The following is a 22,572-nucleotide window of genomic DNA, read 5'->3' as shown; positions in this document are numbered from 1 at the left end:
CATGGTTGAATTTAACGCAGTGTCGAAAAATTTCGGTGCCACGCAGGTCCTGCATAATATCAATTTAAAAATTGAGTCCGGCGAGGTGGTGGTGATTATTGGCCCTTCAGGCTCGGGTAAATCAACGCTGTTACGCTGCATCAACAAACTGGAAGAGATTTCATCCGGAACGCTGCTGGTCGCCGGAATGCACATCACCGACCCGCATGCGAATGAATGTGATATCCGCCGCGAAGCCGGCATGGTGTTTCAGCAGTTTCACCTGTTCCCGCATCTGACTGCACTGGAGAACGTGATGTTCGGCCCGATTCGCGTGCGTCATCAAACGAAAGCCGCGGCGCGCGAGCAGGCGCTGGCGCTGCTGGAGCGCGTTGGCTTGCGCGATCGCGCCAGCCACTATCCGTCTGAACTTTCAGGGGGCCAGCAGCAGCGCGTGGCGATTGCCCGGGCACTGGCCGTCAGGCCGAAAATGATGCTGTTCGATGAGCCAACCTCCGCGCTGGATCCGGAGTTACGTCATGAAGTGCTGAAAGTGATGCGCTCGCTGGCTGAAGAGGGCATGACCATGGTGATTGTGACGCATGAGATTGGCTTTGCCCGCGATGTGGCTTCGCGGCTGATCTTTATTGATGGCGGTACCATTGCCGAAGATGGGCCACCTGATATGCTGCTGACTGCCAGCCGTAATCCGCGTCTGAAAGAATTTCTGCAACATGTATCCTGAAATGAAGTGAAATAACGCTATGAAAAAACATGACTTCCGTGGTTCGGCTTTTGTTATTGGTCAGCAACTCGGTGACTTTGGCCGTGATGCCTGGCATAACAAACTCAGGCATACCCGTCTCTGGCAAACGGTCACCGCCATGAAAGATACGCAGCAAATCCGCAGTATGCGCGCGCGGGTCCAGCACCAGTTTCCGCTGATCTGGCAGGAGCTGGAAGGGCTGGCTGAAGGATTACAGGCGCCGATTGACGAGGTGTTTGCGTGGAACTGCCGGGGCGATCTGGTGCGTTCAACTTCGGATGGTTGCACCACGGTGGCGGGGAAAAGTGCCAGCGGGGAGTTGATCATTGCGCACAACGAAGATGGTTTTCCCCAGCTGCGCGATGACTGTGCGCTGGTCACCGTGACCCCCGATGACGGCCTCGCGTTCACCAGCTTCGCCTATCCGGCATCACTTTGCGGTCATACTTTTGCCGTTAATGAGAAGGGCATCGTTAACACCGTCAATAACATTCGCGCACAGCATCGTCCGGATGGCATGCCGCGCCAGATCATTGCCCGCGCGTCGCTGAACGCGACCACGCTGGATGAAGCGATCGCCATACTTAGCGCCACGCCGCGCGCCGGTGCGTTTCACCATACGCTGGGGCAGCAGGGCGATAGCCGACTGATCAGTATTGAAGCGACAGGCTCAGGCTGTTCAGTGATCCCACTGAACGCACCTTTCGGGCACGCTAACCATCTTATTCACCCGCAGCTTGCCGCCGTTGAACAGGTGGTCACCGCCAGTTCCGGCTCGCGCCAGCAGCGTCTGGAGACATGGCTGACGACGCAAACGGCGGTAGATGGCGCGGCGGCCAGGGCGATTTTATCGGATCAGCAGGATGCAGCGTTGCCGATTTACCGGCTGTCGCCGCAGGATCCGGATGAGGAAAATACCCTCGCCACGGCTATTTTTACCCTGAGTGATGACGCGGTGACGTGGCAGATCTTCACGCGCGACCGCCAGCGCGCCGCTTTGCAATCTGCTGGTCGTCCATGAGGTGTTATTTTTAATCTCCACAGCCCATCACTGAAGCCGTACAGTGATTGCTGGCAGCGCGCTAACCTGCGCTGCCAGCAATACTGACTATGTTACTCGTGGAAACGCGCTTCTTCGGACATCAGACATCCGTCGCTGAAACTCCAGTCATCGACGGTGTTAAACTGAATAATCACCATCACATCCTGCGGATCGATATCCAGCGATTGCGAGAGTTGCTGACACAATCTGCGACACAGCTTGTGCTTCTGTTCGCGGCTGCGCGGCTTGCCCGCAGTAATCATGAACTGAACAAAATTCTCTGAACGCCCGCGGCTTTTATAGTGGCGATCAAACACCCTTAGCCGCGCCGGCAGTTCTTCAAATACCTGAAAGCGGTCGCCGGGTGGAACGGCAAATTCGACCTCCAGACTCTGTTGCAGGATGTCGGAAATCTGCGTTAATTGCGCGTCGCTGTAACCCTGACGCAGTATGATGCGGGTAAAAGGCATGAGGGTTACGCCTCTTCCAGACAGCTTAGCGCTGACACTGCCGCCGGCCAGCCGGCATAAAAGGCCAGATGGGTGAACACTTCGACGATCTCTTCTCGTGCCAGGCCATTTTGTTGCGCGAATTCGATATGCCACGGCAGCTGTTGCACTCGCCCCAGCGCCGTCAGTGCGGCCAGCGTAATCAGGCTGCGTTCGCGCGGCGTAAGCGCGTCTCGTTGCCAGATGTCATCGAAAAGAACCTGCTGACTGAGTTCCGCCAGCTTTGGCGCGATGCGCGCCAGCGTTTTACTATCGAGTGTTTTTGCCATGATGTTTCTCCGTATTGACTCAGCCGCGATTGTGGCGAAACATAACCATCCTGAAAATCAAATAAAACACCGTCATTCATCCCATAAATCAGGACGATTATGCAAAAGTTAGCTCAGACGCTGGATCTGGATGCGCTGCGCAGTTTTGTCACCGGCATGGAGTGTGGCAGTTTTGCGCAGGCCGCCGTGCGGCTCTGTCGATCCACTTCGGCGGTCAGCGCCCAGCTGAAAAAGCTGGAGCAGCAATGTGGCAGCAAGCTGGTGGTGAAAAGCGGGCGTCATCTGGCGTTAACCCGTGAGGGGGAAGTGATGATGGGTTATGCCCGCCGTCTGCTGGCATTGAACGACGAAGCACTGTGCACCTTCAGCGGTGCAGGGCTGCAGGGGGAAGTGCGCCTGGGCATGCAGGAAGATTTTGGTGACACCCTGATGCCCGGTATTCTGGGCGAATTTACACGTCACCATCCCGGGCTGCAGATCGTCGCCCGCGTGGCGCGTAATCAGGAGCTGCTTGCAGCGCTGGACAGCGATGCTCTTGATATGGCGCTGCTGTGGCAGGCACAACCGCTGCAGCGTAAAGGCGTGTTGATCGGCCAGTTCCCGCTGGAGTGGATCGCCCACCCCGACTGCGACGTCAGCGCGATGATAAGCCAGGGCGAACCGCTGCCGCTGGTGATGTTTGATAATCCATGCCTGATGCGCTCGCGCGCCATCGACAGTCTGGACCGGGCGGGCATTGCATGGCGAATCGTGTTTGTCAGCCATAGCCTGAGCGGCATCTGGGCGGCGGTGCGGGCCGGTCTGGGGATCACCGTGCGCACGCGGGTCGGCATGCCCGCTAACCTGGTGAGCGCCGGCAATGTTTTGCCGCCACTGGGCGCGCTGGGCGTTACGCTGGAACAAAAAAGTGGCAGCCAGACTGAACCGAATGCGCAAAACCTGCTGGCCAGACTGATGGAAAATGCGCTGCGCAGCATAGAGCCGTTACCGGGTCTGAGGCCCGCCTGAATTGCTGCGCTAATCCCTGCGACAGTTACTTCGCAATCAGCAGCGCATCGGCGATTTCCAGCATGGCGCGCAGGCGATCCATGTGCCGCAGATCCTGATGATAGCCTACCCAGATATCGCGCGAAGGCGGCGGCTGCGGGGTGGGAATCCGCTGCAGTCCATCGGTGGCATCGCCCAGCGGCTGGGGTAACACCGCCACGCCGATGCCGCGCCGGCACATCTGCGCCTGCACCGCCCGGCTGGTGCTGGTAAAAGCCCGCCGTGACTGTGGAAATTGATCGAGCAGCCAGACGACGTCCGGAAAATGCGCTTGCGCGGTATTCATCAGGATCAGCCCCACTGAGGCGGGGTCGTGTTGCAATGCGCGGGCATTTTCAGGCGTGCCGTATAACGCATAGGGCATGCTCATCAGGCGCCGCTGGACAATATCCGGCTCGGTAAAAGGCACAATGCGAAAAGCCACGTCGGCGTCGCGCCGCGACAGATTGAGCAAACGATAGCTGGCGATGATTTCCGGCACGATAGCGGGATGGCGCTGTGTCAGCTCGCTCAGTACCGGCGCCAGCACGGCGGTGGCAAACCACTCGGCACAGGAGATGCGTAAAATACCTTCCAGCCGCGGGTGATTGCCCGCAAGCCGTCTCTCCATCGCCAGCGCAGCATTTTCCATACTTTCCGCCAGGCCCAGCACGGCGTCACCGGCATCGGTTAACACCAGGCCATCCGGCGTGCGGCGAAACAGCGCCTGATGGGCCTGCGCTTCCAGCACCTTAATGCGACGACCCACGGTCGGATGGCTGACGCCGAGCCGGCGCGCGGCCTCGCCATAGGATCCGCTGCGCATCACCGCCAGAAAGATCCGTACATCGCTCCATTCCATTGCGCTCGCCCCCGTTCAAAAATGAACGTCGAATATACAAAAATGGCAGTTCTCAAACAACTTTGCAGATATCACCATAACGGCATCATCCAGACTGAACTGATTGAGGATTGCAGAACATGAAGAAGCTTCAGGACAAAGTCGCCCTCGTGACCGGCGCATCTAAAGGCATTGGTGCGGCGATTGCCCGCCAGCTGGCCGCCGACGGCGCAAAGATCGTCGTCAACTATGCCGCGGATAAAAACGGGGCGGATAAGGTGGTCGCCGCTATTGAGGCCGCCGGTGGCACGGCGGTGGCGCTGGCAGCGGATGTCACCGATCAGCCGCAGGTTGAGGCACTCATTCAATCTACCCTCGCGCAGTTTGGCCGGCTGGACATCGTGGTGAACAATGCCGGCGTGTATCAGTTTGCGAAGATCGAAGAGAGCAGCGAAGCGCTCTATCGCAAGCAATTTGACATCAATGTGCTCGGGCCGCTGCTGGTGACGGGCGCCGCCGTGCCACATCTGGTCAAGGGCAGCAGCATTATTAATATCAGCTCATTTGTAACGCGGGTATTTCTGGCGGAGAGCGCTATCTACAGCGGCAGCAAAGGCGCGATTGATGCCATTACCGGCGTGCTGGCGCGCGAACTCGGCCCGCGCGGCATCCGCGTCAACGCGGTCAATCCGGGGTTAATCGAAACCGAAGGCACGCACAGCACCGGCGCGATGGGATCGGAGTTTCAGCGCTGGAACGAAAGCCAGACGCCGCTTGGCCGTATTGGCCAGGTGCAGGATATTGCGCCGATTGTGGCTTATCTCGCTTCCGACGATGCCGGATGGGTGACGGGCGAGGTGATGATGGCGTCAGGCGGCATGCGTTAACGGGAGAAAAGGATGCATCAGATGATGGTGGTGTGCGTCGGCGATGAAACCCATCGCTTTGACCGCGACTATTATACCCTCACGCACCTGCCGCTGGCGCTGGCGTGCTGGCAGGATTATGGGCTCATTTCGGCGGAAGCGTTCTATCCCGCTTCAGACCGCAGCGGCTGGCTCTCCATCGGTGTTTACACGTTTGCCTGTCAGCAGGATGTCAACCGGGCGCTGGAGTCCGAACAAACCAAAAGGGTGATGGCCGATGTGGTGCATTTTACCGACGCCACCACGGTGATTCGCAGCCATTTCATTCCCTTCTGAACGGCAGCGACGCCGCCGCGCGGTTATGCCCTCCGGTCACCGGTTTGATAACCTGCTTAATGAACGCATTGTGCATTAAGCAGGCATCCCGGCAGCAAAAACGGGACGCGCTGGTGCCAAATCAGGACAAACCATTCCCTGAATCTGGTACGTGGCGCTGCCTTTTGCTATTTCATGTGTGAGCTATCACCGCAGCAGCACACAGGATGCAAACATGAATTTTTACAGCAGCAGAGAATTTACGGGTTCCAAAGCCTGGGAGTCTCAGCATATTGCCAGCTTTGATAACACCAGCGTTAAACTGCACTGGACCGATCAACCTTACAAATGGCATATCAATGATGGACAAGAGGTGTTTGCCGTTATGGATGGTTGCGTTGACATGTTCTACAAACAAGCGGGCGAAGTGAGAACTCAACGATTAACCGCCGGTGATATTTTTTATGCCAGCGAAGGCACTGAACACGTTGCACATCCGCAGGGCGTAGCCCGGGTGCTGGTGATTGAACAAGCGGGATCGGTTTGATGCGACGCCTCAACCCCGGTTATTTCACGATCGACGAAGCCTGATCAGCGCGATTACCGGCTATGACGCGCCGGCGATGACAGTCGGCGGGATCGAGCCGTTCTCCCCGGGCAGAATACACGGCCAGTTCAGGTAACGGTTCGCCGTTGGCGTTATCCAGCAATACCGAGTGTGTCTCGCCTTTTTCAAACAGATAACGCTCTCCCCACTGGCGCATCGCCACGACGATTGGGAAGACGGCTCGTCCCCGTTCGGTCAGCACATATTCCTTGTAGGCGCTGCCATCTGACGCCGGACAACTCTCAAGCACACCGATCTCAACCAGCAGTTTCAGCCGTGACGCCAGGATATTTTTTGCCAGCCCAAGGTTTTTCTGGAAATCACTGAAGCGGCGCACATCATCAAACGCTTCACGGATGATCATCAGACACCAGCGTTCGCCAATCACCTCAACGGTCCGGGCGACCGGGCATTCGCTGGTTCTGAGCGCTTCCTGTTTGGCCATCTTCTCTCTCACTCTGCTGATTTACTGACGGCAGCTTAGCCTTCAGCAAAACAAGTTGCAAAAAAAAACCACCGCTGCTACTTATAGAATAAATCGGTTTCAAAAAAAAACCACATAGGATGCAATATGACCTGCACCAGTGATACCCCTGCAACCTCTGAGGCGCCTCTTTCGCCGGTGACGACCTCAGTGCTGTCGCCTCACATCATTTTTCTGTTCTCACTGACCTGCGCGCTGGCTGTCGGCAATGTCTATTCTGCCCAGCCATTGCTGGAATCCATCTCCGCAACGCTGCAGGTTTCGCCCGGCACCATCGGCCTGGTCATCACGGCAACGCAGGCGGGTTATGCCATGGGATTGTTCTTGCTGGTGCCGCTCGGCGATCGCTTTGATCGCAAAAAGCTGGTGGTCACGCACCTGCTGCTGTCGGTGCTGGCCCTGATCGCGGCGGCGTTAGCAGAGAGTTTGCTGGCGCTGCTGGTGGCGATGCTGCTGGTGGGGCTGATGGCGGTGGTGACGCAAACCGTGGTGGCGTGGGCCGCTATCCTTTCGGCACCGGCTCAGCGTGGCAAGGTGGTAGGCAGCGTCACCAGTGGCATCGTGATGGGCATACTGCTGGCGCGGCTGGTCTCTGGCATCATCGCCGATATCGCCGGCTGGCGGGCGGTGTATATGACCTCAGCCGCGCTGATGCTGCTGATTACCGTGCTGCTGATGAAAGTGATACCTGCTGCCGGTCCGCAGAACACAGCCACTTCCGTGGCCGGGCTGCTGGGGTCTGTCCCGCGTCTTTTTGTCACCGAGCCTTTGTTGCGTCAGCGTGGCGCGCTGGCTCTGCTGATTTTTGCCGCATTCAGCATGTTGTGGAGTTCCATGGTTTTGCCGCTCACGGCCATGTCGCTTTCCCATACGCAAACAGGGCTGTTTAGTCTGGCTGGGATAGCCGGAGCGCTGGCGGCTTCCAGAAGTGGCGCCTGGGCTGACAGGGGAACCGGGCAGCGCGCCAGCGGATGCGCACTGGCTTTATTAACGCTCTCGTGGCTCCCGATCGCCTTCGCGCAGACTTCTTTATTATTGCTTGTTATTGGCATGATCATGCTGGATTTCGCCGTGCAGACGGTGCATGTCATCAACCAGAGCATGCTGATTGCCGGCAAACCCGCTATCACCAGCCGGCTTATCGGTGCCTATATGTGTTTTTATGCGGCAGGCAGCGCGCTGGGCGCTATTACTGCCACCCAACTCTATGCGCACTGGGGATGGTATGCCGTGTGCAGCGGCGGGGCACTGGTCAGTGCCTGCGCACTTATTCTCTGGTATGGAACACGTCAATCATGAAATTATCACACCTGCTGCTGGCCATCGGTATTACCGCCATCTGGGGCATTAATTTTTCGGTGATTAAATTAGGGCTGCACGCCATCGATCCGTTTATTCTGGCAGGGTTGCGCTTTACGCTGTGTGCCATCCCGGCGCTCTTCTTTATTAAAAAACCTGACGTCCCGTGGCGCTACCTGATTGGCTACGGACTGGTATTCGGCATTGGCTTGTGGGGCCTGGTGAATCTGGGGATAAAAACCGGGCTGTCGGCGGGGATCGCCTCGCTGGTGCTGCAGTTCAGTGCCTTTTTCACTCTGCTGCTCGGCAGTTATGTGTTTAAAGAACAGCTCAGCCGCTATCAGATCGCTGGCTTTGTGCTGGCATGCAGCGGATTGATGAGCATTGTGTTTATTACCGACGGCTCGGTGACGTTTGCCGGGTTGCTGCTGGTGCTGGCAGGCGCCATAGCCTGGAGCATTGCCAATATCATCATGAAAAAAGCCGGCACGAAGCAGGTATTCGCGTTTCTGGCTTGGTCGAGCGCTTTTTCGCCGCTTCCGCTTTTTCTGCTGGACGGATTAATTAATGGCAGCGTGGGCTATAGCGCATTAATCAGCCATATGGATACCCGTGCGATATTATCCATTCTGTTTCAGGTCTACCCCAATACGTTATTAGGCTACTGGATCTGGAATTCATTGCTTAAGCAGTATCCTGTCTCCACCGTCGCGCCATTATCGCTGCTGGTGCCGGTATTCGGCATTCTCGGTTCGATGATGATATTTGGTGAAGTTATTTCTCCGATGAAAATCGTGGCGCTGGTATTGATTATTACCGGGCTGGCGGTTGGGTTGTATGGACAACGCATCAAACGTTATTTCATTCCGCAGTCGGATTCGCTGTGATCAGCAGCCCGCTGACGAGCCGTGATCCGACAAGAGCAGGCATCCCGCCCGCTCTCTCTGTCAGTGAAAAACCGCTTACTGCACCACGAAACGCGCGACTGAGCCTTCCAGTGTCGACGCCTGATCGCGCAGTGCGCTGGCGGCGGCCGATGATTCCTGCACCAGCGCGGCGTTCTGCTGCGTCACGCTGTCCATCTGAACGATAGCGACGCCGACCTGCGAAATGCCGCGATTCTGCTCATCGGATGCCTGCGCGATTTCGGCGAGGATGCTGGTTACGTTGCCAACGGAATGTACAATTTCATCCATGGTTTTACCGGCCTGACCCACCAGCTGTGAACCACTGCTGATACGCGCGACCGATTCGCCAATCAGGGTTTCGATCTCTTTGGCCGCCTGAGCGCTGCGCTGCGCCAGACTGCGCACCTCACTGGCGACCACGGCAAAGCCGCGTCCCTGCTCACCGGCGCGCGCTGCTTCTACTGCTGCGTTTAACGCCAGGATATTGGTCTGGAAAGCAATGCTGTTAATGACGGTGGTGATTTCGGCGATTTTGCCGGAGCTGGCACTGATCTGGTCCATGGTTTCAACCACGCCTTTGACCAGCGAGCCGCCCTGATTAGCCTTCTCCGAAGTGGCACGCGCCAGTTCGCTGGAGTGATGAATGTTTTCCACGTTCTGCTTCACGGTAGCGGTTAACTGCTCCATGCTGGCTGCCGTCTGCTCCAGCGCGGCCGCCTGCTCCTCGGTGCGGGCGGAAAGATCGTTATTGCCTGCAGCAATTTCTGCGGAAGCGTGGCTGACCTGCATCACGCCGCTGCGAATGTTACCAATGATGCCGCGCAGATCGTTGCTCATCTCACCGACCGCCTGCATCAGCTCGCCCAGTTCGTCCTTACGCGAAGTTTGCAGCTGTACGCTCAAATCTCCCTGCGCAATCTGCCGCGCGACGTTCAGTGTTACCGCTAAAGGACGGGTAATCTGCCGGGTGATAAACACCGCAATCAGAATGCTGATTACCACAGCCGCCGCCAGGATCAGCGACATCCACAGGATTGCCCGGGCGATATCCTGGTGCGTGGCGGCCAGCTGCTGGGTAAATAATTGATTACTGGTATTGGTCAGATGCAGGCCCGCGATGGCAAGCTGGCGGGTCGCTTCCACTTCTTCTTCCGCGGAGGCGTTGTAGTCCTGCACGCTGTCGCGTCTGGCCGCCAGCGTTACGGCAATTTTATCCAGCGCGTTGCTGTCATCAGCGCTCAGGCGTGGTCGAGCCTGGTCAATGAGTTGAATCGTTTCAGCTATAAAGCCTGACAAAGCCAGACGGTTTTCTTCACTGTTGTCCAGTGCCATCAGCTTTACACGAATACTGATACCATTCAGATATTTAGCGATTTCATTGAGCGCGGTTGCCGTATCCTGCTGTGTGCTGACGTAGTTTCTGGCCAGCGCGGCAACCGCCGTGGTTTCGTCACTGAAGCGCAGCGCCTGCAGAATGCTCTGGCGCTTATGCACTTCGTTCACCGTTTCTGCACGATGCTGACGATAAAGGTTCATCGCAGCCGGCAGAGAGGCAATCAGCGCGGTCTGCGCGCTATCCCATCGCCAGGTTTTCAGCTGGTTGATACTGCCCTCAATCGCCTGCAGTCGCGATTCGTTGTCGGCAATGAATTTTTCATCGTGGGTTTTAACGTATTGCAGGCGGGCATCTTTAGCCTGCGCGAACTGATCGTTAATGCCTTTCAACTGGCTGAGTTTTTCCGCACGTTCCGCGATGTCGTGCAGATTTTTGATGCCACAGGAAGCTACAGCAATGCTGAGGATAAGCAGCACACCAAACCCGAGCATGAGTTTTCTGCTGACTCTGATATCTTCCAAAAAAACACGTATTTTTTTCATTAAGGTGAATCTCCCTGGTTGTTGTTGTCCACGCTTTTGCCTGATGGCAATGGCGTTATCGGCAGGGAGATGATTAATTTCAATTAAAATAATTAAAAAACATATAATCACCTAAATTTATTAGATGAGCTATGCTTGGGGAAGGGCTGCAACGGTAGGGCAGGCGTGGAGCTCGGGTTTTCTGTTTAAGACTGGTACTGATTTTGGCGGATAGCGGTGCGGGGGAAAGTATTGACGCAACCTGCCGGTTTGTCAAAGCGCCGGGATTTTAGGCGAAGGGCCCGATAGCCCTCAGGCCAGGCGTTGCGCCTGAGGACATTCTGCTACGCCTGAATTCCTCAGAACGCTGCTGGCTGGTTCGTCAGCCACTGAGCGGCGCTGGTGGTGGCAATGTGCTCGCGGTAATTAAATGTCTCCTGTTTAGGCCATGCCACACCGTCCGGACGGGCAAAGGCCAGCCGGTAGGCCGCGCCAGTGTCATGGGGATGACGCTCTGCATCTTCCTGTAGCCTCTCCCGGCTAAGTAATACTCGCCTGACCGCGCTTTGCCAGTGAGATTGCATCAGGTCAGCCAGCTCTGCGTAAGTCAGCGTATCGCCAGCGATATAAACAATGTCGTTCTGAAAAGCGGGCTGATGAAAGAAGATATCGGCTGTCAGCTGCCCGATGTCGTCTGGCGTGGTGAGTGTCAGGGCATAGTTCCAGTCGCCGAGGGCATAAACCGTTTTATTCCCGGCATCGATCACGCCAAAATCGGGTTCAAACAGATAGCTGGTAAAAATACCGGTCGAAACAATTACCCAGTCAGTGTTGCTTTGGGCGCGCAGCAGGTGGCGCACTTCAAGCTGCTCATCCCATACCGGTTGCCCACTCTCTTTGCCGATAACGTCATAATCCACGCCAAACTGCCAGGGGAAATAGCGGGCGACACCCGCCTTCAGCACGGCCTGAGTGATTCTGAGCTGCGTTCCCGGCCCGCCGACAAAACCACTGCAATTAATGATGGCATCATAGGTGCGAAATAATGCTGAGAGTTCGCTCAGGCTATTTTTCTGCAGGTCGCCTTCCACCACAGTGATATTTAGCTTTTGTAGCGCATCCAGCCGGGTTTTAAGTGGGCCGGACGTGGCATGTGCAGCCTCGCTTCGGAGTAATACACTTATTTTAATCAGAGGATGCTGCTGCGCTTTTTTAGCCATGGCGTTTAACACCGCCATGCCTAATTCTCCTGCGCCGAGGATAAGAATATTTTCGACATGTTGATCAACGGGTAGCATGCTTGTCTCCTTAGGTTATATCCGTCATCCTGACAGCGGACAAACCCTGATTCAATCAGGTACACCCGTGATACCGGAGGAGAGATGGAACCTAATCGCGAAGCCCTGCTGCAGTTTTCCAGACAATTTTGTGAGGCGTTGAGTCACGATGATGAAACATTAAAGCGTGAAATTCTTTCACACGCCGGCAATCGCTGGTCGCTGGGTATATTGCATATTCTGGTCACCCATGGACCGTTGCGCCATGCAGAAATGGGTCGTTTACTACAGGGTGTCACACAACGAATGCTGACGCGCACACTGCGTACGCTTGAGCGTGACGGCCTTATATCCCGTTGTGATTATCAGGAAAAAGTACCGCGTGTCGTCTATACGGCCACGGACGCGGGCGAAGAAATGATGATGAAAATGATGCCGCTCTGGGCGTGGATTATTTCGTCGGCCGACTATTTTAAGCAAAGCAGGATTACGTTTGATACTCCTGATCAGTAATGGCATTAAATTGCGCGATGACGACCTTGCTGAGGATGCGTGATTATTTCCCTGCTGCCAATAGTGCAAATTTTTTTGCACTATTAATCCTGTCCCGGTTTTGACAGGTTGTCTCGTGAGAATTCACGCATTGAGAGCAGCACGGGCATCAGATTATGGCCTGCATGCGTGAGTGCGTATTCAACACGTGGGGGCTGTTCACCAAAATCAGTGCGGATTATCAGCCCATCACGTTCAAGCTTGCGCAGATGTTGAGTCAGGACTTTATGCGATATCTCCGGCATACTCTTCATGAATTGCGAGTGACGCATCACAGGCTCCGCAAATAATCTGAATAAAATCTGCAGTGTCCATCTGCCGGAAATAATAGTTAAACATTGTGTGACATAAGCGACCGAACCTTCTGGTCCGAGACAACGTGTTTTCTCCTCATCGCCTACAGGCACTTTCAGGTGCGTAATTGATTCATTCATCAGTTTATTTTCCAATAGATTTTTCACGTATTCTGGAGAACAGTAATGGATCTGAAACTCGACGGCAAAATTGCTCTGATAACGGGTAGCACCAAAGGTATTGGAGAAGCGGTAGCCAGAGGGCTTGCCGCTGAAGGCACCCGCGTTATTATACATGGCCGGGATCCAGCTAAAGCTGAAAATATCGCCAGCGATATCATAAAGCAAGGTGGACAAGCATACGCAGTAACGGGAGATTTAACCCGTGAGGCAGATATTCAACTGCTTTATCAGCAAGTCTGTTCGCTTGTACAATCCGTTGATATTGTTGTTAATAATGCGGGTGGCTCCGGCCCCACAGAGGACTGGACGTCTTCTTTGCCAGAAACCTGGGCGGCTGGGTATGATAAAAACGTCCTTTCAGCCTTACGTGTCATTAATCTTTTTCTTCCTGGGATGCGTGAACAAAAATGGGGCAGAATCATTAATATTTCGAGCCTGGCAGCGTTGATGCCTCCCGCCAGGCGTCCGGATTATGCTGCTGCTAAAGCAGGGATTATTGCCATGACCTCATCGCTGGCAAAAGCGGTCGCACACGATGGCGTAACCGTAAATACTCTCTCACCGGGTACTATTCATAGTGCAAGCCTCGAAAAAGCATTTCGTCAAACGGCCAAAGATGCAGGGCTTTCAGCTGACGCGCCATGGGAAGATATTGAACAGGCCGTATTGCCCCTGTATGCCAATGTGCCCATGGCGCGCGTAGGGACGCTCAAAGAAATAGCGGACGCCATCACCTTTCTGGCCAGCCCGTTGTCGGGTTACATAACGGGTTCAAATTTAAGGCTTGATGGCGGTATGTGGCCCGGACTTTAAAGCCAGCCGCACAACATCCTGAATAAAATCTCTGTTTCAGCTACTACTTCATTCGATGACATCATCAGAGCCGATTTAATTATCAGAACTGGGCGGGCTGCTGTTGCAGCCCTGCTCATACCCTAACGTCATCCTCTTCATGATGCGCGCAGTCCCGGTCGGTATGCCCAATCCTGTTTATTGACAGTCCACACCTGGTCATGCATATTGTTATGTTATAACGTAACAATGAAAGTACCATGATGAAAAACTCGCTCTCCCTGATTATTGCGGCGCTGCTGTCGCTTCCTGTATTCAATGCTAATGCCAGTAACTATCCGCTCACCGTTGATAACTGCGGTGTCCAGGAAATCTTCGCTCATCCGCCTGCGCGCGTCGTCACCGTTGGCCAGCATGAAACGGAACTGCTGCTGGCGCTCGGTCTGGCAGATAAAATTGCCGCAACCTCGGTGTGGTTTGGCGCGCTGCCCGCCGATTTGCAAGGGCAGGGCAGCCAGCTTAAACGGCTGGCCGATAACGCCCCAGGCTTTGAAGCGGTGGTGGCGCAGCGCCCGGAGCTGGTGCTGGCGCAGTACAGCTGGCACGTCGGGCCGCAGGGTGAAGTCGCCACGCGTGAACAGTTTGATCAGCTCGGCATCCGAACCTGGATTTCGCCTGCCGACTGCATCGGCAAAGCCGTCACCACCACGTCCAATAGCGACGGTGCACGCACAACACCGTATGGGATCAAGGTGATCTTTGCGGAAATCAGCGCGCTGGCGCGCATTTTTGATGTGCCGGCGCGTGGCGAAGCGCTCAAACAGCAACTGGCCGCTCGTATAGCACAGGTTCAGCAACAGCTGCACAAATCGCCGTCAGCGCCTCTGAAGGTGGTTTACTGGTTTTCCAGCCCGCGCCTGAAAGGCGATCCCTGGGTCGCCGGCAATAAAGGGGCGCCGGGCTGGATCAGCCAGACGCTCGGTCTGACCAACATTATCGATTCAGACGAAGAGTGGCCGGCGGTCACGTGGGAGCACATTGTCTCCGCGCAGCCGGACATCATCGTTATTGCCAGCATGGCGCGGCGGCTCTATCCCGCCGATGACGTCGCGGTTAAAAAACACTTTCTGCAAAGCGATCCGGTGACGCGTGAAATGCCAGCGGTGAAAAACGGCCACATCGTGGTGGTACCGGCCATGTCACTGAATCCCTCGTTGCGCAACGTAGAGGCCGTGGAGCTGATCGGTCAGCAGATCGCTGCTTTCGCACCTGCCCGATGAGCGCTCACGCTGTCTGTTACTGGCGCACCGGCCTGCTGATTGCTGCGGGCGCGCTCAGCCTGCCGGTGATGATGACGCTGGCCGCGGCAACCGGCGATGTCGCGATCAGCTTTACCCTGACCGCGCAGGCCATCACCAATGGTCTTGGCATCACCCATTACGACCTGCCGGCGCTGGAAGCCGGCATCGTCTGGCAATACCGCATGAGCCGCGCGCTGATGGCGGCGAGCAGCGGCGGCGGCCTGGCACTGTGTGGGATGGTGTTGCAGTCGTTGCTGCGCAATTCGCTGGCCGACCCTTATCTGCTGGGGATTTCCGCCGGTGCATCAACCGGCGCGGTGTGCGTGATGCTGCTTGGCATCGGCGGCGGGGCCATCACCACCGGTGCCGGCGCGTTTGGCGGTGCCTGTCTTGCATTTATGCTGATTGTTCTGCTCTCCGGCGGCATGCGGGAAAACACCGCGCGCATCATTCTGGCCGGTATTGCCGGGACGCAATTATTTAATGCGCTGACCGCTTACATTGTCAGCACGGCGGCCAATGCTGAGCAGTCGCGCGGCGTGATGTTCTGGCTGCTCGGCAGCCTGAGCGGCGTGCGCTGGGCAGATGCATTACTGTGTTTTGCCGTAACCCTCGCCGGTCTGCTGACTGTGCTCTACCATGCGCGCGCGCTGGATACCTTCTCGTTTGGCACCGAGGTCTCCGCGACGCTGGGCACGCAGGTTTCAGCGGTGCGCATCGTATTACTGCTGACCACTGCGTTAGTGACGGCGGTGATCGTCAGCGCGATTGGTGCGGTCGGTTTTGTCGGGCTGGTGATCCCGCATATCACCCGCATGATTGCCGGGCCGCGTCATCTGGTGACGATTCCGCTCGCATTCCTGGGCGGCTGCCATTTCATGGTGATTGCCGACCTGGTATCACGCACGTTAATCACCCATCAGGTGCTGCCGATAGGCGTGGTGACGGCGTTAGTGGGCGCCCCGGTGTTCGCCCTGATTCTGTATCGCAACCGGGAGAAATCATGAAGTATGTCGCGGTGGATAAACTGAGCGTGACGCTACAGGCGCGCAGGGTGTTATCTGACATCAGTTTTGCGGCGCAGCGGGGACAAACGGTCGGGTTGCTCGGCCCTAATGGCTCGGGAAAATCGACGCTCATCCGTGCGCTGGCGGGCGTTCAGCCCTGTGCTTATAACGGGCTGGAGATGGGCGGCACGCGGCTGAACCAACTCAGCCGGCGGCAGCGTGCCCGTACGCTGGCCTTCGTGCCGCAGCATGCCGAAATGGAAGCTGAGATGTGCGTTAGCGACATCGTGCGTCTGGGGCGGGCGCCGCATCGCAACGCGTTCAGCCCGTGGCGGACGGCAGATGAAACGGCAGTGCAGCACGCGCTGTCGCTGATGAAACTGGATGCGCTGGCCGGGCGGTCGTGGCAGCGGCTGTCCGGTGGCGAACGCCAGCGCTGCCAGATCGCGCGTGCGCTCGCGCAGCAGCCGGATATCCTGTTGCTGGATGAGCCGATTAACCATCTGGATATTCAGTTTCAGCTTGAGCTGATGCGGCTGATTGCCGCACTGCCGGTCACGGTGATTGTGGCCCTGCACGATCTGAATCTGGCGGCAAAATTTTGCCAGCATCTGGTGGTGCTGCAGCACGGGCAAGTGGTGGCGAGCGGTGAGCCCGCCGCCGTGCTGACGCCTGCCCTGATTCAGCGGACGTGGCAGGTCGAGGCCATCGTCAACCGCAGCGAGCGCGGCTCCATGAATATTCAGTACGCCTGAACCGGGCTGATCTTAACGCTCGTCGAACGGCACGCCGCCTTTAGATTTATGATGCTTCGGCGTTTCGATAATCGACACGGTGACCACATCAGCATCGATCTCAAACGAATCCACCACCGCCTGGGTGATGGCTTTGAGTAACTTTTTCTTCTGCTCAACGCTACGGCCTTCCGCAGCATAAACGACAATCTCTGGCATAACGGCGTTTCCTCACGGATTAGAGTTCTTCTCAAGCATACCTCAGCCACGCTGCCGCGCGCAGCGTTAACCGGTCGCGACGGTTAAAAGGCAACAAGCGGCTGACGAATTCCCTGCAAACGCCGTGTGTTAAAGTGTGAATTGTTATGTTATAACGTAATTGATTCGATGGTAGTGTAACGGTTTATTCGGAAAATTTAATGAAATCAATGCAAAATTTGCTGATCGCTGCGGCGCTCGGCCTGGCTTCCTGCGCCGTTGTGGCGGCGAGCGCACCCGAAAAACCGGTGCGGATTGCCGCACCGTTTGAAATTAAAGGCAGCGATCCGGCGCTCTCCGGCGACATTCTGTTGCGCATGGATGTGGTTGAAACGCTGGTAGAAGTGAACGAACGCGGTGAGCCGGTGGCGGCGCTGGCACAGCGCTGGCAGGTCTCTGACGATGGGCTACGCTGGCAGTTTCAGCTGCGCGACGGCGTGCATTTTCACGATGGCTCGCTGCTGGATGCGGTTGCCGTGGTGAAATCACTCAACACCGCACGCGGCAAAGCGGGCTTACTGGACAAAACGCCAATCGCCGACATCAGCGGGGCAGGGCAGCTTGTCACCATCACGCTGCGTGAACCCTTCACGCCGCTGCTGTCGGTCCTGGCGGAAAGCCGCTCGCAAATCCTCGCACTGGCCAGCTGGGATGCGCAGGGCAACATCACGCGCATTATTGGCAGCGGGCCGTTTACGCTCACTTCCTTCCAGCCGCCGCAGTCGCTGACGGTGGCGCGCTTCGCGGATTACTGGGGCGAGAAACCGGCGATTGCCGCCGCCAGCTATCTGGCGACCGGCCGCGCGGAAACCCGTGCGCTGCTGGCAGAAAGCGGTGATGCAGATTACGTGTTTAACCTTGATGCCGCCAGCCGGCAGCGCCTGGCACGCAAAGCGTCGCTGCACATCCCGGCGATTCCGGTGCCGCGCACGTTGATGCTGAAGCTTAATCTGGCCGATCCGCTGCTGGCGGAACTGCCGGTGCGTGAGGCGATCAGCATGGCGATCGATCGCAACGCGCTGGCGCAGGCGGTGCTGCGTTATCCGGGCGCAGCCAGCCAGCTGTTTCCCCCTAACATGGCAGAGTGGCACAACCCGGCACTCACGCCGCTGCACTATCAGCCGCAGCAGGCTGCTGAGTTATTACAGTCGGCCGGCTGGCAACGCGGCGCGGATGGCGTACTGACACGCAACGGCCAGCGCTTCAGCCTGACGCTGCTGACCTATCCCGATCGCCCTGAGCTGCCGCTGATGGCGATGGTGATTCAGCAGCAGCTGCGTCAGGTCGGCATAGACGTGCGAATCAATGCGACCAATGCCAGCGAGATCCCGGCGCAGCACCACAACAACCGTCTGCAGCTGGCGCTGTTTGCGCGCAATTTTGCCCTGACGCCCGATCCGACCGGAACGCTGCTGCAGGATTATGGCACCCACGGCGGTGACTGGGGGGCGATGAACTGGCATGCGGCAGGCTTCGACGCGGCGCTCCACACGCTGACGCAATCCACCGATGGCGCAGCCCGCGCCGGGGCGCGCAGCGTCATCACCCGTGCGCTGCAACAGGATCTGCCGGTGATTCCGCTGGCCTGGTATCAGCAGTCGGCGGCGGTTAATAGCCAGCTGCAGGGCGTCAAACTCGATCCGTTTGAACGCCACTTCGGCCTGCGCCAGATGCACTGGGGGAGCCATGATTAAACAACTCAGCTGGCGCATGGCGCAGGCGCTGTTCGTGGTGCTGGCGGTAGGATTACTGACCTGGCTGCTGGTGCAGGCGCTGCCGGGCGACATGGCGTGGCGTATCGCCTCGGGGCGCTATGGTTACGATCGCGTCGATGCCGACGCGGTGGCGCGGGTCCAGCAGGAGCTGGATGGAGCGCTTAGCGGCGGCAGTGCGCTGCTGCACTGGCTCTTCGATCTGCTGCAGTTTAACTTTGGCCGCTCGCTGGTTTCCGGTGAGCCGGTGATGGATGAGCTGCGCTGGCAGCTGGGCCAGACGCTGGCGCTGGCGGGCGTTTCGCTGCTGCTGGCGTTACTGCTGACGCTGCCGCTCGGCATCTGGGCCGGTTGCCACGCCAACGGCCGGCTCGACCGTGCGCTGTTCTGGCTGACCGCCTTGCTGAAATCGGTGCCGCATTTTGCACTCGGCATGCTGCTGATCCTGCTGTTCGCGCTGCAACTCGACTGGCTGCCGAGCGCCGGTCACGGCGAGCTGCGCCATTTCCTGTTGCCAGCACTGACGCTGGCACTGTCGCTGACGGCCGTCGGCGTGCGCGTGGTGCGCGAAGCCACCTGGCAGGTGGTGTCGTCCGGCTACTATCGCTGGGGAGCGCAAAAAGGACTGGCACCCGCGCGCCTGCTGCTGCGTCACGGCCTGCGTAATCTGAGCGCGCCGGTGCTGACGTGGTTTGGCATGCAGTTTGTCTGGCTGGTGGAAGGCGTGGTGGTGGTGGAAACCCTGTTTGCATGGCCGGGAATCGGTCACGCTCTGGTGCACGCCATTTTTGCGCGTGACGTGCCGGTAATTCAGGCCAGCGCCATGACGCTCGGTCTGCTGTTTGTCCTGCTGAACATGCTGGTGGATGCCGGTTGTCATCTGCTCGATCCCCGGGGGGCGCGCGCATGAAGATGACGCTTTCACGCTGGGTGGGTCTGGTACTGCTGGCGGCGCTGCTGGCTTACGCGTTTGTGCTGCCGCTGATTCAGCACGGCGATCCGCTACAGCAGGATTTGCTACAAATGTTGCAGACGCCGAACCGCAGCCATTTGCTCGGTTTCGACCATCTCGGTCGCGATATGTTAACGCGCCTCAGCGCCGCGCTGCGCCTGTCACTCGGGCTGGCAGCTCTGTGCGTGATCAGTGCGCTGATAGCGGGCGTGTTCACCGGTGTGCTCAGTGCGCTGTACGGTGGCTGGCCTGAGCGATTGCTGAGCATCGTTGGCGATATGTGCCTCGCGCTGCCGGGATTACTGTTGGTACTGCTGCTGGCCGCCATTGCGCCAGACGCGCCGCAGATGCTCTGGCTGGGTATTTCGCTGGTGCTGTGGGTGGAATTTTTCCGCGTCACGCGTGCCACGCTGCGGCCAATTGTGCAGGCGCCCGGTATGAAGGCCAGCAAACTGCTCGGGTTCTCTGCCTGGTATCGTTTTCGTCATCATCTGTGGCCTGCGCTGGCACCGGTGCTGCTGACGCTAACCTTGTTCTCTTTCAGCAGCGCCATCATGGCGGTGTCGGCGCTCGGTTTTATCAGCGTTGGCGTGCGTCCGCCCACGCCGGAGCTGGGCCTGATGATGACCGAACTGCTGCCGTTTGCGTGGGAAGCGCCGTGGCTGCTGATGCAGCCGGTAGCCGCACTGTTTTTACTGTTGATCAGCCTCAATCTGCTGATGAAAAAGGAGCGATGATGAAGGAATTACAGATCACCGGGCTGAGCGTTGCCACAGCGACTGAAACACTGGTTGAACCGGTGGATGTGCGGCTACAACCCGGTCGGCCGCTGACGCTGCTCGGCGAAACCGGATCGGGGAAAAGTCTGCTGGCGCAGGCGATTATGGGGATATTGCCGCCGTCGCTGCAGGCCAGCGGTGAGGTGATGATCAACGGCAGACGCTTTCAGCTGCCGCAGGATACGGCGCAGCTGCGTCGGCTGTGGGGCAATACGCTGGCTTCGCTACCGCAGGAGCCGTGGTTGTCGCTCGATCCGACCATGGCGATTCAGCAGCAGGTGGCGGAAGGGCATCGCTTCGTGCGCGGTTTGCCGCCCGCCGCCAGCGCTGCAGCGGCGCAGCAGGATCTGCAGCAGCTTGGTCTGGCCGCGGCGGCACGGCGTTATCCGTGGCAGCTTTCCGGCGGCATGGCACAGCGCGCCGCGTTTGCGGCAGCCCGTGCCGGTGGCGCGCAGGTTCTGATTGCCGATGAGCCGACCAAAGGGCTGGATGTGGCGCGCCGCGACGAAGTCAGCCAGCTGTTACAGCGCGAAGTGGCCGATGGCGGCATGCTGTTGACCATCACCCACGACATCGCCCTGGCACGCCAGCTGGGCGGCGACGTGCTGGTGATACATAAAGGCAGCGTGATTGAACAGGGCCCGGCGCAGCAGGTGTTGCAGTCACCGCAGCAGCCTTACACGCGCGCGCTGCTGGCTGCCGATCCGGCCGTCTGGCCCGCCCGACAGCAAACGGTGATCGGTGCCAGGCCGGTGATCAGCACCCAGGACATTGTGCTGGCGCGCGGGGGCAAAAGGCTGGGTGTGCCACGCGATTTCACGCTGCACGCCGGTGAAATCGTTGGCCTGCACGGTGCCAGCGGCAGCGGCAAAAGCAGCTTCGGCGACGTGCTGTTGGGGTTGCTCGCGCCGCAGCAGGGCCGCGTAACGCACCACGCTGATGCGGATGCGCTGAAATATCAGAAAATCTATCAGGATCCTTCCGCGCTGTTTCCGCCCCAGCGCACGCTGGGGCAAAGCATCAACGATGTGCTGCGGCGTCACGCTCTCCCGCCGGCACAGCGCGATGCGCTCATGGCGCGGCTGGCCTTGCATCCCGCGTTGCTGACGCGGCGACCAGAGGCGCTCTCCGGCGGCGAACTGCAGCGCTTCGCGCTACTGCGGGTGATGCTGCTGCGGCCGGTATTTCTGTTTGCCGATGAGCCGACGTCACGCCTCGATCCGCTGGTGCAGCAGCAAACATGGCAGTTGATCGCGGAACTGGCGCGCGAGCAGCAGTGCGCGGTGCTGCTGGTGAGTCATGACCGCGATCTGCTGGAGAAAGGCACCCATCGGGTGATCGCCATGGAAGCGGCTTAGCGATCGGGCGGCTGGCTGTCACCGGGCCCGAGACTCCGCTGCATTACCACGGTGTCCAGCCAGCGGCCATGTTTGTAACCCACCGATTTCATCACGCCGGTGTGCTCAAAACCGAGCGCCCGGTGTACTCCCAGCGAGCCCTGGTTGGCGCTGTCACCGATAATCGCGATGATCTGGCGAAAGCCAGCGGCTTCGGCCAGCGCCACCGCTTTTTGCAGCAGCGCCTTACCGATGCCGCGTCCGGTTTGCTGCGGGTCGAGATAGATAGAGTCTTCCAGCGTGAAGCGGTAGGCATAACGCGGACGATACGGCGCGAGATAGCAGTAACCCAGCACCTGATCCTGCTCTTCGGCCACCAGCCAGTAACCGCCACGCTCATGCACGTCATTGATACGCCGCAGCATTTCACTCTCCGCCGGCGGTTCCGTTTCGAAGGTTGCGGTGCCGTGCAGCACGTGCCAGGCGTAGATCTTCTGAATCGCCGCCGCGTGATGCGGCTGCGCGGGAATAATGTCCATATGTTCCTGCTGTTCTGCCAATGATGCTGACAGCATGCCACCGCGCCGCAGCGCAATCATCCGCATTAGTCATAGGAAATTGTGATAG

Annotated in this window: 26 protein-coding genes; 17 read left to right on the top strand and 9 right to left on the bottom strand. The window is 58.0% G+C overall.

Translation table 11 applies throughout. The features are described 5' to 3' along the window. Position 1: 1 nt before the first annotated feature. A complete protein-coding gene (gene glnQ, locus K7H94_RS21860) occupies positions 2-724 on the top strand; it encodes a glutamine ABC transporter ATP-binding protein GlnQ (protein ID WP_058759243.1) in 723 nt (240 codons plus the stop codon). 19 nt (positions 725-743) lie between these two features. Beyond that, complete coding sequence (locus K7H94_RS21855) at positions 744-1,766, top strand: C45 family autoproteolytic acyltransferase/hydrolase (protein ID WP_222952222.1); 1,023 nt, start codon at positions 744-746, stop codon at positions 1,764-1,766. 92 nt (positions 1,767-1,858) lie between these two features. On the opposite strand, the gene K7H94_RS21850 is transcribed toward K7H94_RS21855, so the two are convergent. Beyond that, the gene (locus tag K7H94_RS21850; protein WP_132463383.1) at positions 1,859-2,257 is read right to left on the bottom strand and encodes a tautomerase family protein; all 399 of its coding nucleotides are present in this window, start codon (positions 2,255-2,257) and stop codon (positions 1,859-1,861) included. A 5-nt stretch (positions 2,258-2,262) separates the two neighbouring features. Further along, a complete protein-coding gene (locus tag K7H94_RS21845) occupies positions 2,263-2,565 on the bottom strand; it encodes a carboxymuconolactone decarboxylase family protein (protein ID WP_021508832.1) in 303 nt (100 codons plus the stop codon). Between the two features lie 87 nt (positions 2,566-2,652). Between K7H94_RS21845 and K7H94_RS21840 the strand changes: the two genes are divergently transcribed. Next, on the top strand, positions 2,653-3,573 hold the full coding sequence (locus tag K7H94_RS21840; protein ID WP_369974304.1) for a LysR substrate-binding domain-containing protein: 921 nt from the start codon (positions 2,653-2,655) through the stop codon (positions 3,571-3,573). Positions 3,574-3,598: 25 nt separating this feature from the next. Here K7H94_RS21840 and K7H94_RS21835 read toward each other — a convergent pair whose 3' ends face one another. Then, positions 3,599-4,453, bottom strand: a complete 855-nt coding sequence (locus K7H94_RS21835; protein ID WP_222952221.1) for a LysR family transcriptional regulator — start codon at positions 4,451-4,453, stop codon at positions 3,599-3,601. A 119-nt stretch (positions 4,454-4,572) separates the two neighbouring features. Here K7H94_RS21835 and K7H94_RS21830 point away from each other — a divergent pair, with 119 nt between their 5' ends. The 3 genes from K7H94_RS21830 to K7H94_RS21820 all read left to right on the top strand — a co-directional run bounded on the left by K7H94_RS21830 (position 4,573) and on the right by K7H94_RS21820 (position 6,160). Then, a complete protein-coding gene (locus tag K7H94_RS21830) occupies positions 4,573-5,319 on the top strand; it encodes an SDR family NAD(P)-dependent oxidoreductase (protein ID WP_058770397.1) in 747 nt (248 codons plus the stop codon). Between the two features lie 12 nt (positions 5,320-5,331). After that, positions 5,332-5,634: an EthD family reductase gene (locus K7H94_RS21825; RefSeq protein WP_222952220.1), complete on the top strand. Its 303-nt coding sequence runs from the start codon at positions 5,332-5,334 to the stop codon at positions 5,632-5,634. 214 nt (positions 5,635-5,848) lie between these two features. Continuing rightward, complete coding sequence (locus tag K7H94_RS21820) at positions 5,849-6,160, top strand: cupin domain-containing protein (protein WP_058781017.1); 312 nt, start codon at positions 5,849-5,851, stop codon at positions 6,158-6,160. Positions 6,161-6,179: 19 nt separating this feature from the next. Here the strand turns inward: K7H94_RS21820 and K7H94_RS21815 are convergent, their stop codons facing one another. Continuing rightward, complete coding sequence (locus tag K7H94_RS21815) at positions 6,180-6,665, bottom strand: winged helix-turn-helix transcriptional regulator (RefSeq protein WP_222952219.1); 486 nt, start codon at positions 6,663-6,665, stop codon at positions 6,180-6,182. A gap of 126 nt (positions 6,666-6,791) precedes the next feature. Here K7H94_RS21815 and K7H94_RS21810 point away from each other — a divergent pair, with 126 nt between their 5' ends. Continuing rightward, complete coding sequence (locus K7H94_RS21810) at positions 6,792-8,003, top strand: MFS transporter (protein ID WP_222952218.1); 1,212 nt, start codon at positions 6,792-6,794, stop codon at positions 8,001-8,003. After that, entirely contained in the window at positions 8,000-8,890 is an 891-nt protein-coding gene (locus K7H94_RS21805; protein WP_222952217.1) for an EamA family transporter, read from the top strand. The genes K7H94_RS21810 and K7H94_RS21805 overlap by 4 nt, the downstream gene beginning before the upstream one ends. A gap of 75 nt (positions 8,891-8,965) precedes the next feature. On the opposite strand, the gene K7H94_RS21800 is transcribed toward K7H94_RS21805, so the two are convergent. Beyond that, a complete protein-coding gene (locus tag K7H94_RS21800) occupies positions 8,966-10,789 on the bottom strand; it encodes a methyl-accepting chemotaxis protein (RefSeq protein ID WP_141495814.1) in 1,824 nt (607 codons plus the stop codon). 338 nt (positions 10,790-11,127) lie between these two features. Then, positions 11,128-12,066: an aromatic alcohol reductase gene (locus K7H94_RS21795; RefSeq protein WP_222952216.1), complete on the bottom strand. Its 939-nt coding sequence runs from the start codon at positions 12,064-12,066 to the stop codon at positions 11,128-11,130. An 84-nt stretch (positions 12,067-12,150) separates the two neighbouring features. On the opposite strand from K7H94_RS21795, the gene K7H94_RS21790 reads away from it, so the two are divergent. Continuing rightward, positions 12,151-12,558, top strand: coding sequence for a winged helix-turn-helix transcriptional regulator (locus K7H94_RS21790; RefSeq protein WP_127835029.1), 408 nt, complete (start codon positions 12,151-12,153; stop codon positions 12,556-12,558). 83 nt (positions 12,559-12,641) lie between these two features. Here K7H94_RS21790 and K7H94_RS21785 read toward each other — a convergent pair whose 3' ends face one another. Then, a complete protein-coding gene (locus tag K7H94_RS21785) occupies positions 12,642-13,031 on the bottom strand; it encodes a winged helix-turn-helix transcriptional regulator (RefSeq protein WP_222952408.1) in 390 nt (129 codons plus the stop codon). 45 nt (positions 13,032-13,076) lie between these two features. Here K7H94_RS21785 and K7H94_RS21780 point away from each other — a divergent pair, with 45 nt between their 5' ends. The 4 genes from K7H94_RS21780 (at position 13,077) to K7H94_RS21765 (ending at position 16,928) form a co-directional block, all read left to right on the top strand. After that, the gene (locus tag K7H94_RS21780; RefSeq protein WP_058758964.1) at positions 13,077-13,886 is read left to right on the top strand and encodes an SDR family NAD(P)-dependent oxidoreductase; all 810 of its coding nucleotides are present in this window, start codon (positions 13,077-13,079) and stop codon (positions 13,884-13,886) included. Positions 13,887-14,125: 239 nt separating this feature from the next. Further along, positions 14,126-15,145, top strand: a complete 1,020-nt coding sequence (locus K7H94_RS21775) for an ABC transporter substrate-binding protein (protein ID WP_245001428.1) — start codon at positions 14,126-14,128, stop codon at positions 15,143-15,145. After that, the gene (locus K7H94_RS21770) at positions 15,142-16,173 is read left to right on the top strand and encodes a FecCD family ABC transporter permease (RefSeq protein ID WP_222952215.1); all 1,032 of its coding nucleotides are present in this window, start codon (positions 15,142-15,144) and stop codon (positions 16,171-16,173) included. Before K7H94_RS21775 ends, K7H94_RS21770 begins: the two co-directional genes overlap by 4 nt. After that, positions 16,170-16,928: an ABC transporter ATP-binding protein gene (locus tag K7H94_RS21765; RefSeq protein WP_150360109.1), complete on the top strand. Its 759-nt coding sequence runs from the start codon at positions 16,170-16,172 to the stop codon at positions 16,926-16,928. The genes K7H94_RS21770 and K7H94_RS21765 overlap by 4 nt, the downstream gene beginning before the upstream one ends. 12 nt (positions 16,929-16,940) lie before the next feature. Here the strand turns inward: K7H94_RS21765 and K7H94_RS21760 are convergent, their stop codons facing one another. Continuing rightward, complete coding sequence (locus K7H94_RS21760; RefSeq protein ID WP_021508848.1) at positions 16,941-17,126, bottom strand: tautomerase family protein; 186 nt, start codon at positions 17,124-17,126, stop codon at positions 16,941-16,943. A gap of 200 nt (positions 17,127-17,326) precedes the next feature. Between K7H94_RS21760 and K7H94_RS21755 the strand changes: the two genes are divergently transcribed. The 4 genes from K7H94_RS21755 to K7H94_RS21740 are packed head-to-tail and all read left to right on the top strand — an operon-like array spanning position 17,327 to position 21,966. Beyond that, on the top strand, positions 17,327-18,859 hold the full coding sequence (locus K7H94_RS21755) for an ABC transporter substrate-binding protein (protein WP_222952214.1): 1,533 nt from the start codon (positions 17,327-17,329) through the stop codon (positions 18,857-18,859). Continuing rightward, complete coding sequence (locus K7H94_RS21750; RefSeq protein ID WP_058758969.1) at positions 18,852-19,787, top strand: ABC transporter permease; 936 nt, start codon at positions 18,852-18,854, stop codon at positions 19,785-19,787. Before K7H94_RS21755 ends, K7H94_RS21750 begins: the two co-directional genes overlap by 8 nt. 2 nt (positions 19,788-19,789) lie before the next feature. Continuing rightward, the gene (locus K7H94_RS21745; protein WP_222952406.1) at positions 19,790-20,566 is read left to right on the top strand and encodes an ABC transporter permease; all 777 of its coding nucleotides are present in this window, start codon (positions 19,790-19,792) and stop codon (positions 20,564-20,566) included. Next, entirely contained in the window at positions 20,566-21,966 is a 1,401-nt protein-coding gene (locus K7H94_RS21740) for an ABC transporter ATP-binding protein (RefSeq protein ID WP_222952405.1), read from the top strand. The genes K7H94_RS21745 and K7H94_RS21740 overlap by 1 nt, the downstream gene beginning before the upstream one ends. Here the strand turns inward: K7H94_RS21740 and K7H94_RS21735 are convergent. Beyond that, entirely contained in the window at positions 21,963-22,484 is a 522-nt protein-coding gene (locus K7H94_RS21735; protein ID WP_058776198.1) for a GNAT family N-acetyltransferase, read from the bottom strand. The two genes, K7H94_RS21740 and K7H94_RS21735, sit on opposite strands and share 4 nt — an antisense overlap. Between the last annotated feature and the right edge of the window lie 88 nt (positions 22,485-22,572).

The organism is Pantoea dispersa (assembly GCF_019890955.1).
In the GTDB taxonomy this organism is placed as follows: domain Bacteria; phylum Pseudomonadota; class Gammaproteobacteria; order Enterobacterales; family Enterobacteriaceae; genus Pantoea; species Pantoea dispersa.
This window is presented reverse-complemented; position numbering and strand designations above follow the sequence as displayed.

Excerpts from the sequence above, each read along its gene's own strand:
- glnQ (WP_058759243.1), top strand. The coding sequence starts at position 2 with ATGGTTGAATTTAACGCAGTGTCGAAAAATTTCGGTGCCACGCAGGTC.
- K7H94_RS21855 (WP_222952222.1), top strand. The coding sequence starts at position 744 with ATGAAAAAACATGACTTCCGTGGTTCGGCTTTTGTTATTGGTCAGCAA.
- K7H94_RS21850 (WP_132463383.1), bottom strand. The coding sequence starts at position 2,257 with ATGCCTTTTACCCGCATCATACTGCGTCAGGGTTACAGCGACGCGCAA.
- K7H94_RS21845 (WP_021508832.1), bottom strand. The coding sequence starts at position 2,565 with ATGGCAAAAACACTCGATAGTAAAACGCTGGCGCGCATCGCGCCAAAG.
- K7H94_RS21835 (WP_222952221.1), bottom strand. The coding sequence starts at position 4,453 with ATGGAATGGAGCGATGTACGGATCTTTCTGGCGGTGATGCGCAGCGGA.
- K7H94_RS21830 (WP_058770397.1), top strand. The coding sequence starts at position 4,573 with ATGAAGAAGCTTCAGGACAAAGTCGCCCTCGTGACCGGCGCATCTAAA.
- K7H94_RS21825 (WP_222952220.1), top strand. The coding sequence starts at position 5,332 with ATGCATCAGATGATGGTGGTGTGCGTCGGCGATGAAACCCATCGCTTT.
- K7H94_RS21820 (WP_058781017.1), top strand. The coding sequence starts at position 5,849 with ATGAATTTTTACAGCAGCAGAGAATTTACGGGTTCCAAAGCCTGGGAG.
- K7H94_RS21815 (WP_222952219.1), bottom strand. The coding sequence starts at position 6,665 with ATGGCCAAACAGGAAGCGCTCAGAACCAGCGAATGCCCGGTCGCCCGG.
- K7H94_RS21810 (WP_222952218.1), top strand. The coding sequence starts at position 6,792 with ATGACCTGCACCAGTGATACCCCTGCAACCTCTGAGGCGCCTCTTTCG.
- K7H94_RS21805 (WP_222952217.1), top strand. The coding sequence starts at position 8,000 with ATGAAATTATCACACCTGCTGCTGGCCATCGGTATTACCGCCATCTGG.
- K7H94_RS21800 (WP_141495814.1), bottom strand. The coding sequence starts at position 10,789 with ATGAAAAAAATACGTGTTTTTTTGGAAGATATCAGAGTCAGCAGAAAA.
- K7H94_RS21795 (WP_222952216.1), bottom strand. The coding sequence starts at position 12,066 with ATGCTACCCGTTGATCAACATGTCGAAAATATTCTTATCCTCGGCGCA.
- K7H94_RS21790 (WP_127835029.1), top strand. The coding sequence starts at position 12,151 with ATGGAACCTAATCGCGAAGCCCTGCTGCAGTTTTCCAGACAATTTTGT.
- K7H94_RS21785 (WP_222952408.1), bottom strand. The coding sequence starts at position 13,031 with ATGAATGAATCAATTACGCACCTGAAAGTGCCTGTAGGCGATGAGGAG.
- K7H94_RS21780 (WP_058758964.1), top strand. The coding sequence starts at position 13,077 with ATGGATCTGAAACTCGACGGCAAAATTGCTCTGATAACGGGTAGCACC.
- K7H94_RS21775 (WP_245001428.1), top strand. The coding sequence starts at position 14,126 with ATGATGAAAAACTCGCTCTCCCTGATTATTGCGGCGCTGCTGTCGCTT.
- K7H94_RS21770 (WP_222952215.1), top strand. The coding sequence starts at position 15,142 with ATGAGCGCTCACGCTGTCTGTTACTGGCGCACCGGCCTGCTGATTGCT.
- K7H94_RS21765 (WP_150360109.1), top strand. The coding sequence starts at position 16,170 with ATGAAGTATGTCGCGGTGGATAAACTGAGCGTGACGCTACAGGCGCGC.
- K7H94_RS21760 (WP_021508848.1), bottom strand. The coding sequence starts at position 17,126 with ATGCCAGAGATTGTCGTTTATGCTGCGGAAGGCCGTAGCGTTGAGCAG.
- K7H94_RS21755 (WP_222952214.1), top strand. The coding sequence starts at position 17,327 with ATGAAATCAATGCAAAATTTGCTGATCGCTGCGGCGCTCGGCCTGGCT.
- K7H94_RS21750 (WP_058758969.1), top strand. The coding sequence starts at position 18,852 with ATGATTAAACAACTCAGCTGGCGCATGGCGCAGGCGCTGTTCGTGGTG.
- K7H94_RS21745 (WP_222952406.1), top strand. The coding sequence starts at position 19,790 with ATGACGCTTTCACGCTGGGTGGGTCTGGTACTGCTGGCGGCGCTGCTG.
- K7H94_RS21740 (WP_222952405.1), top strand. The coding sequence starts at position 20,566 with ATGAAGGAATTACAGATCACCGGGCTGAGCGTTGCCACAGCGACTGAA.
- K7H94_RS21735 (WP_058776198.1), bottom strand. The coding sequence starts at position 22,484 with ATGGACATTATTCCCGCGCAGCCGCATCACGCGGCGGCGATTCAGAAG.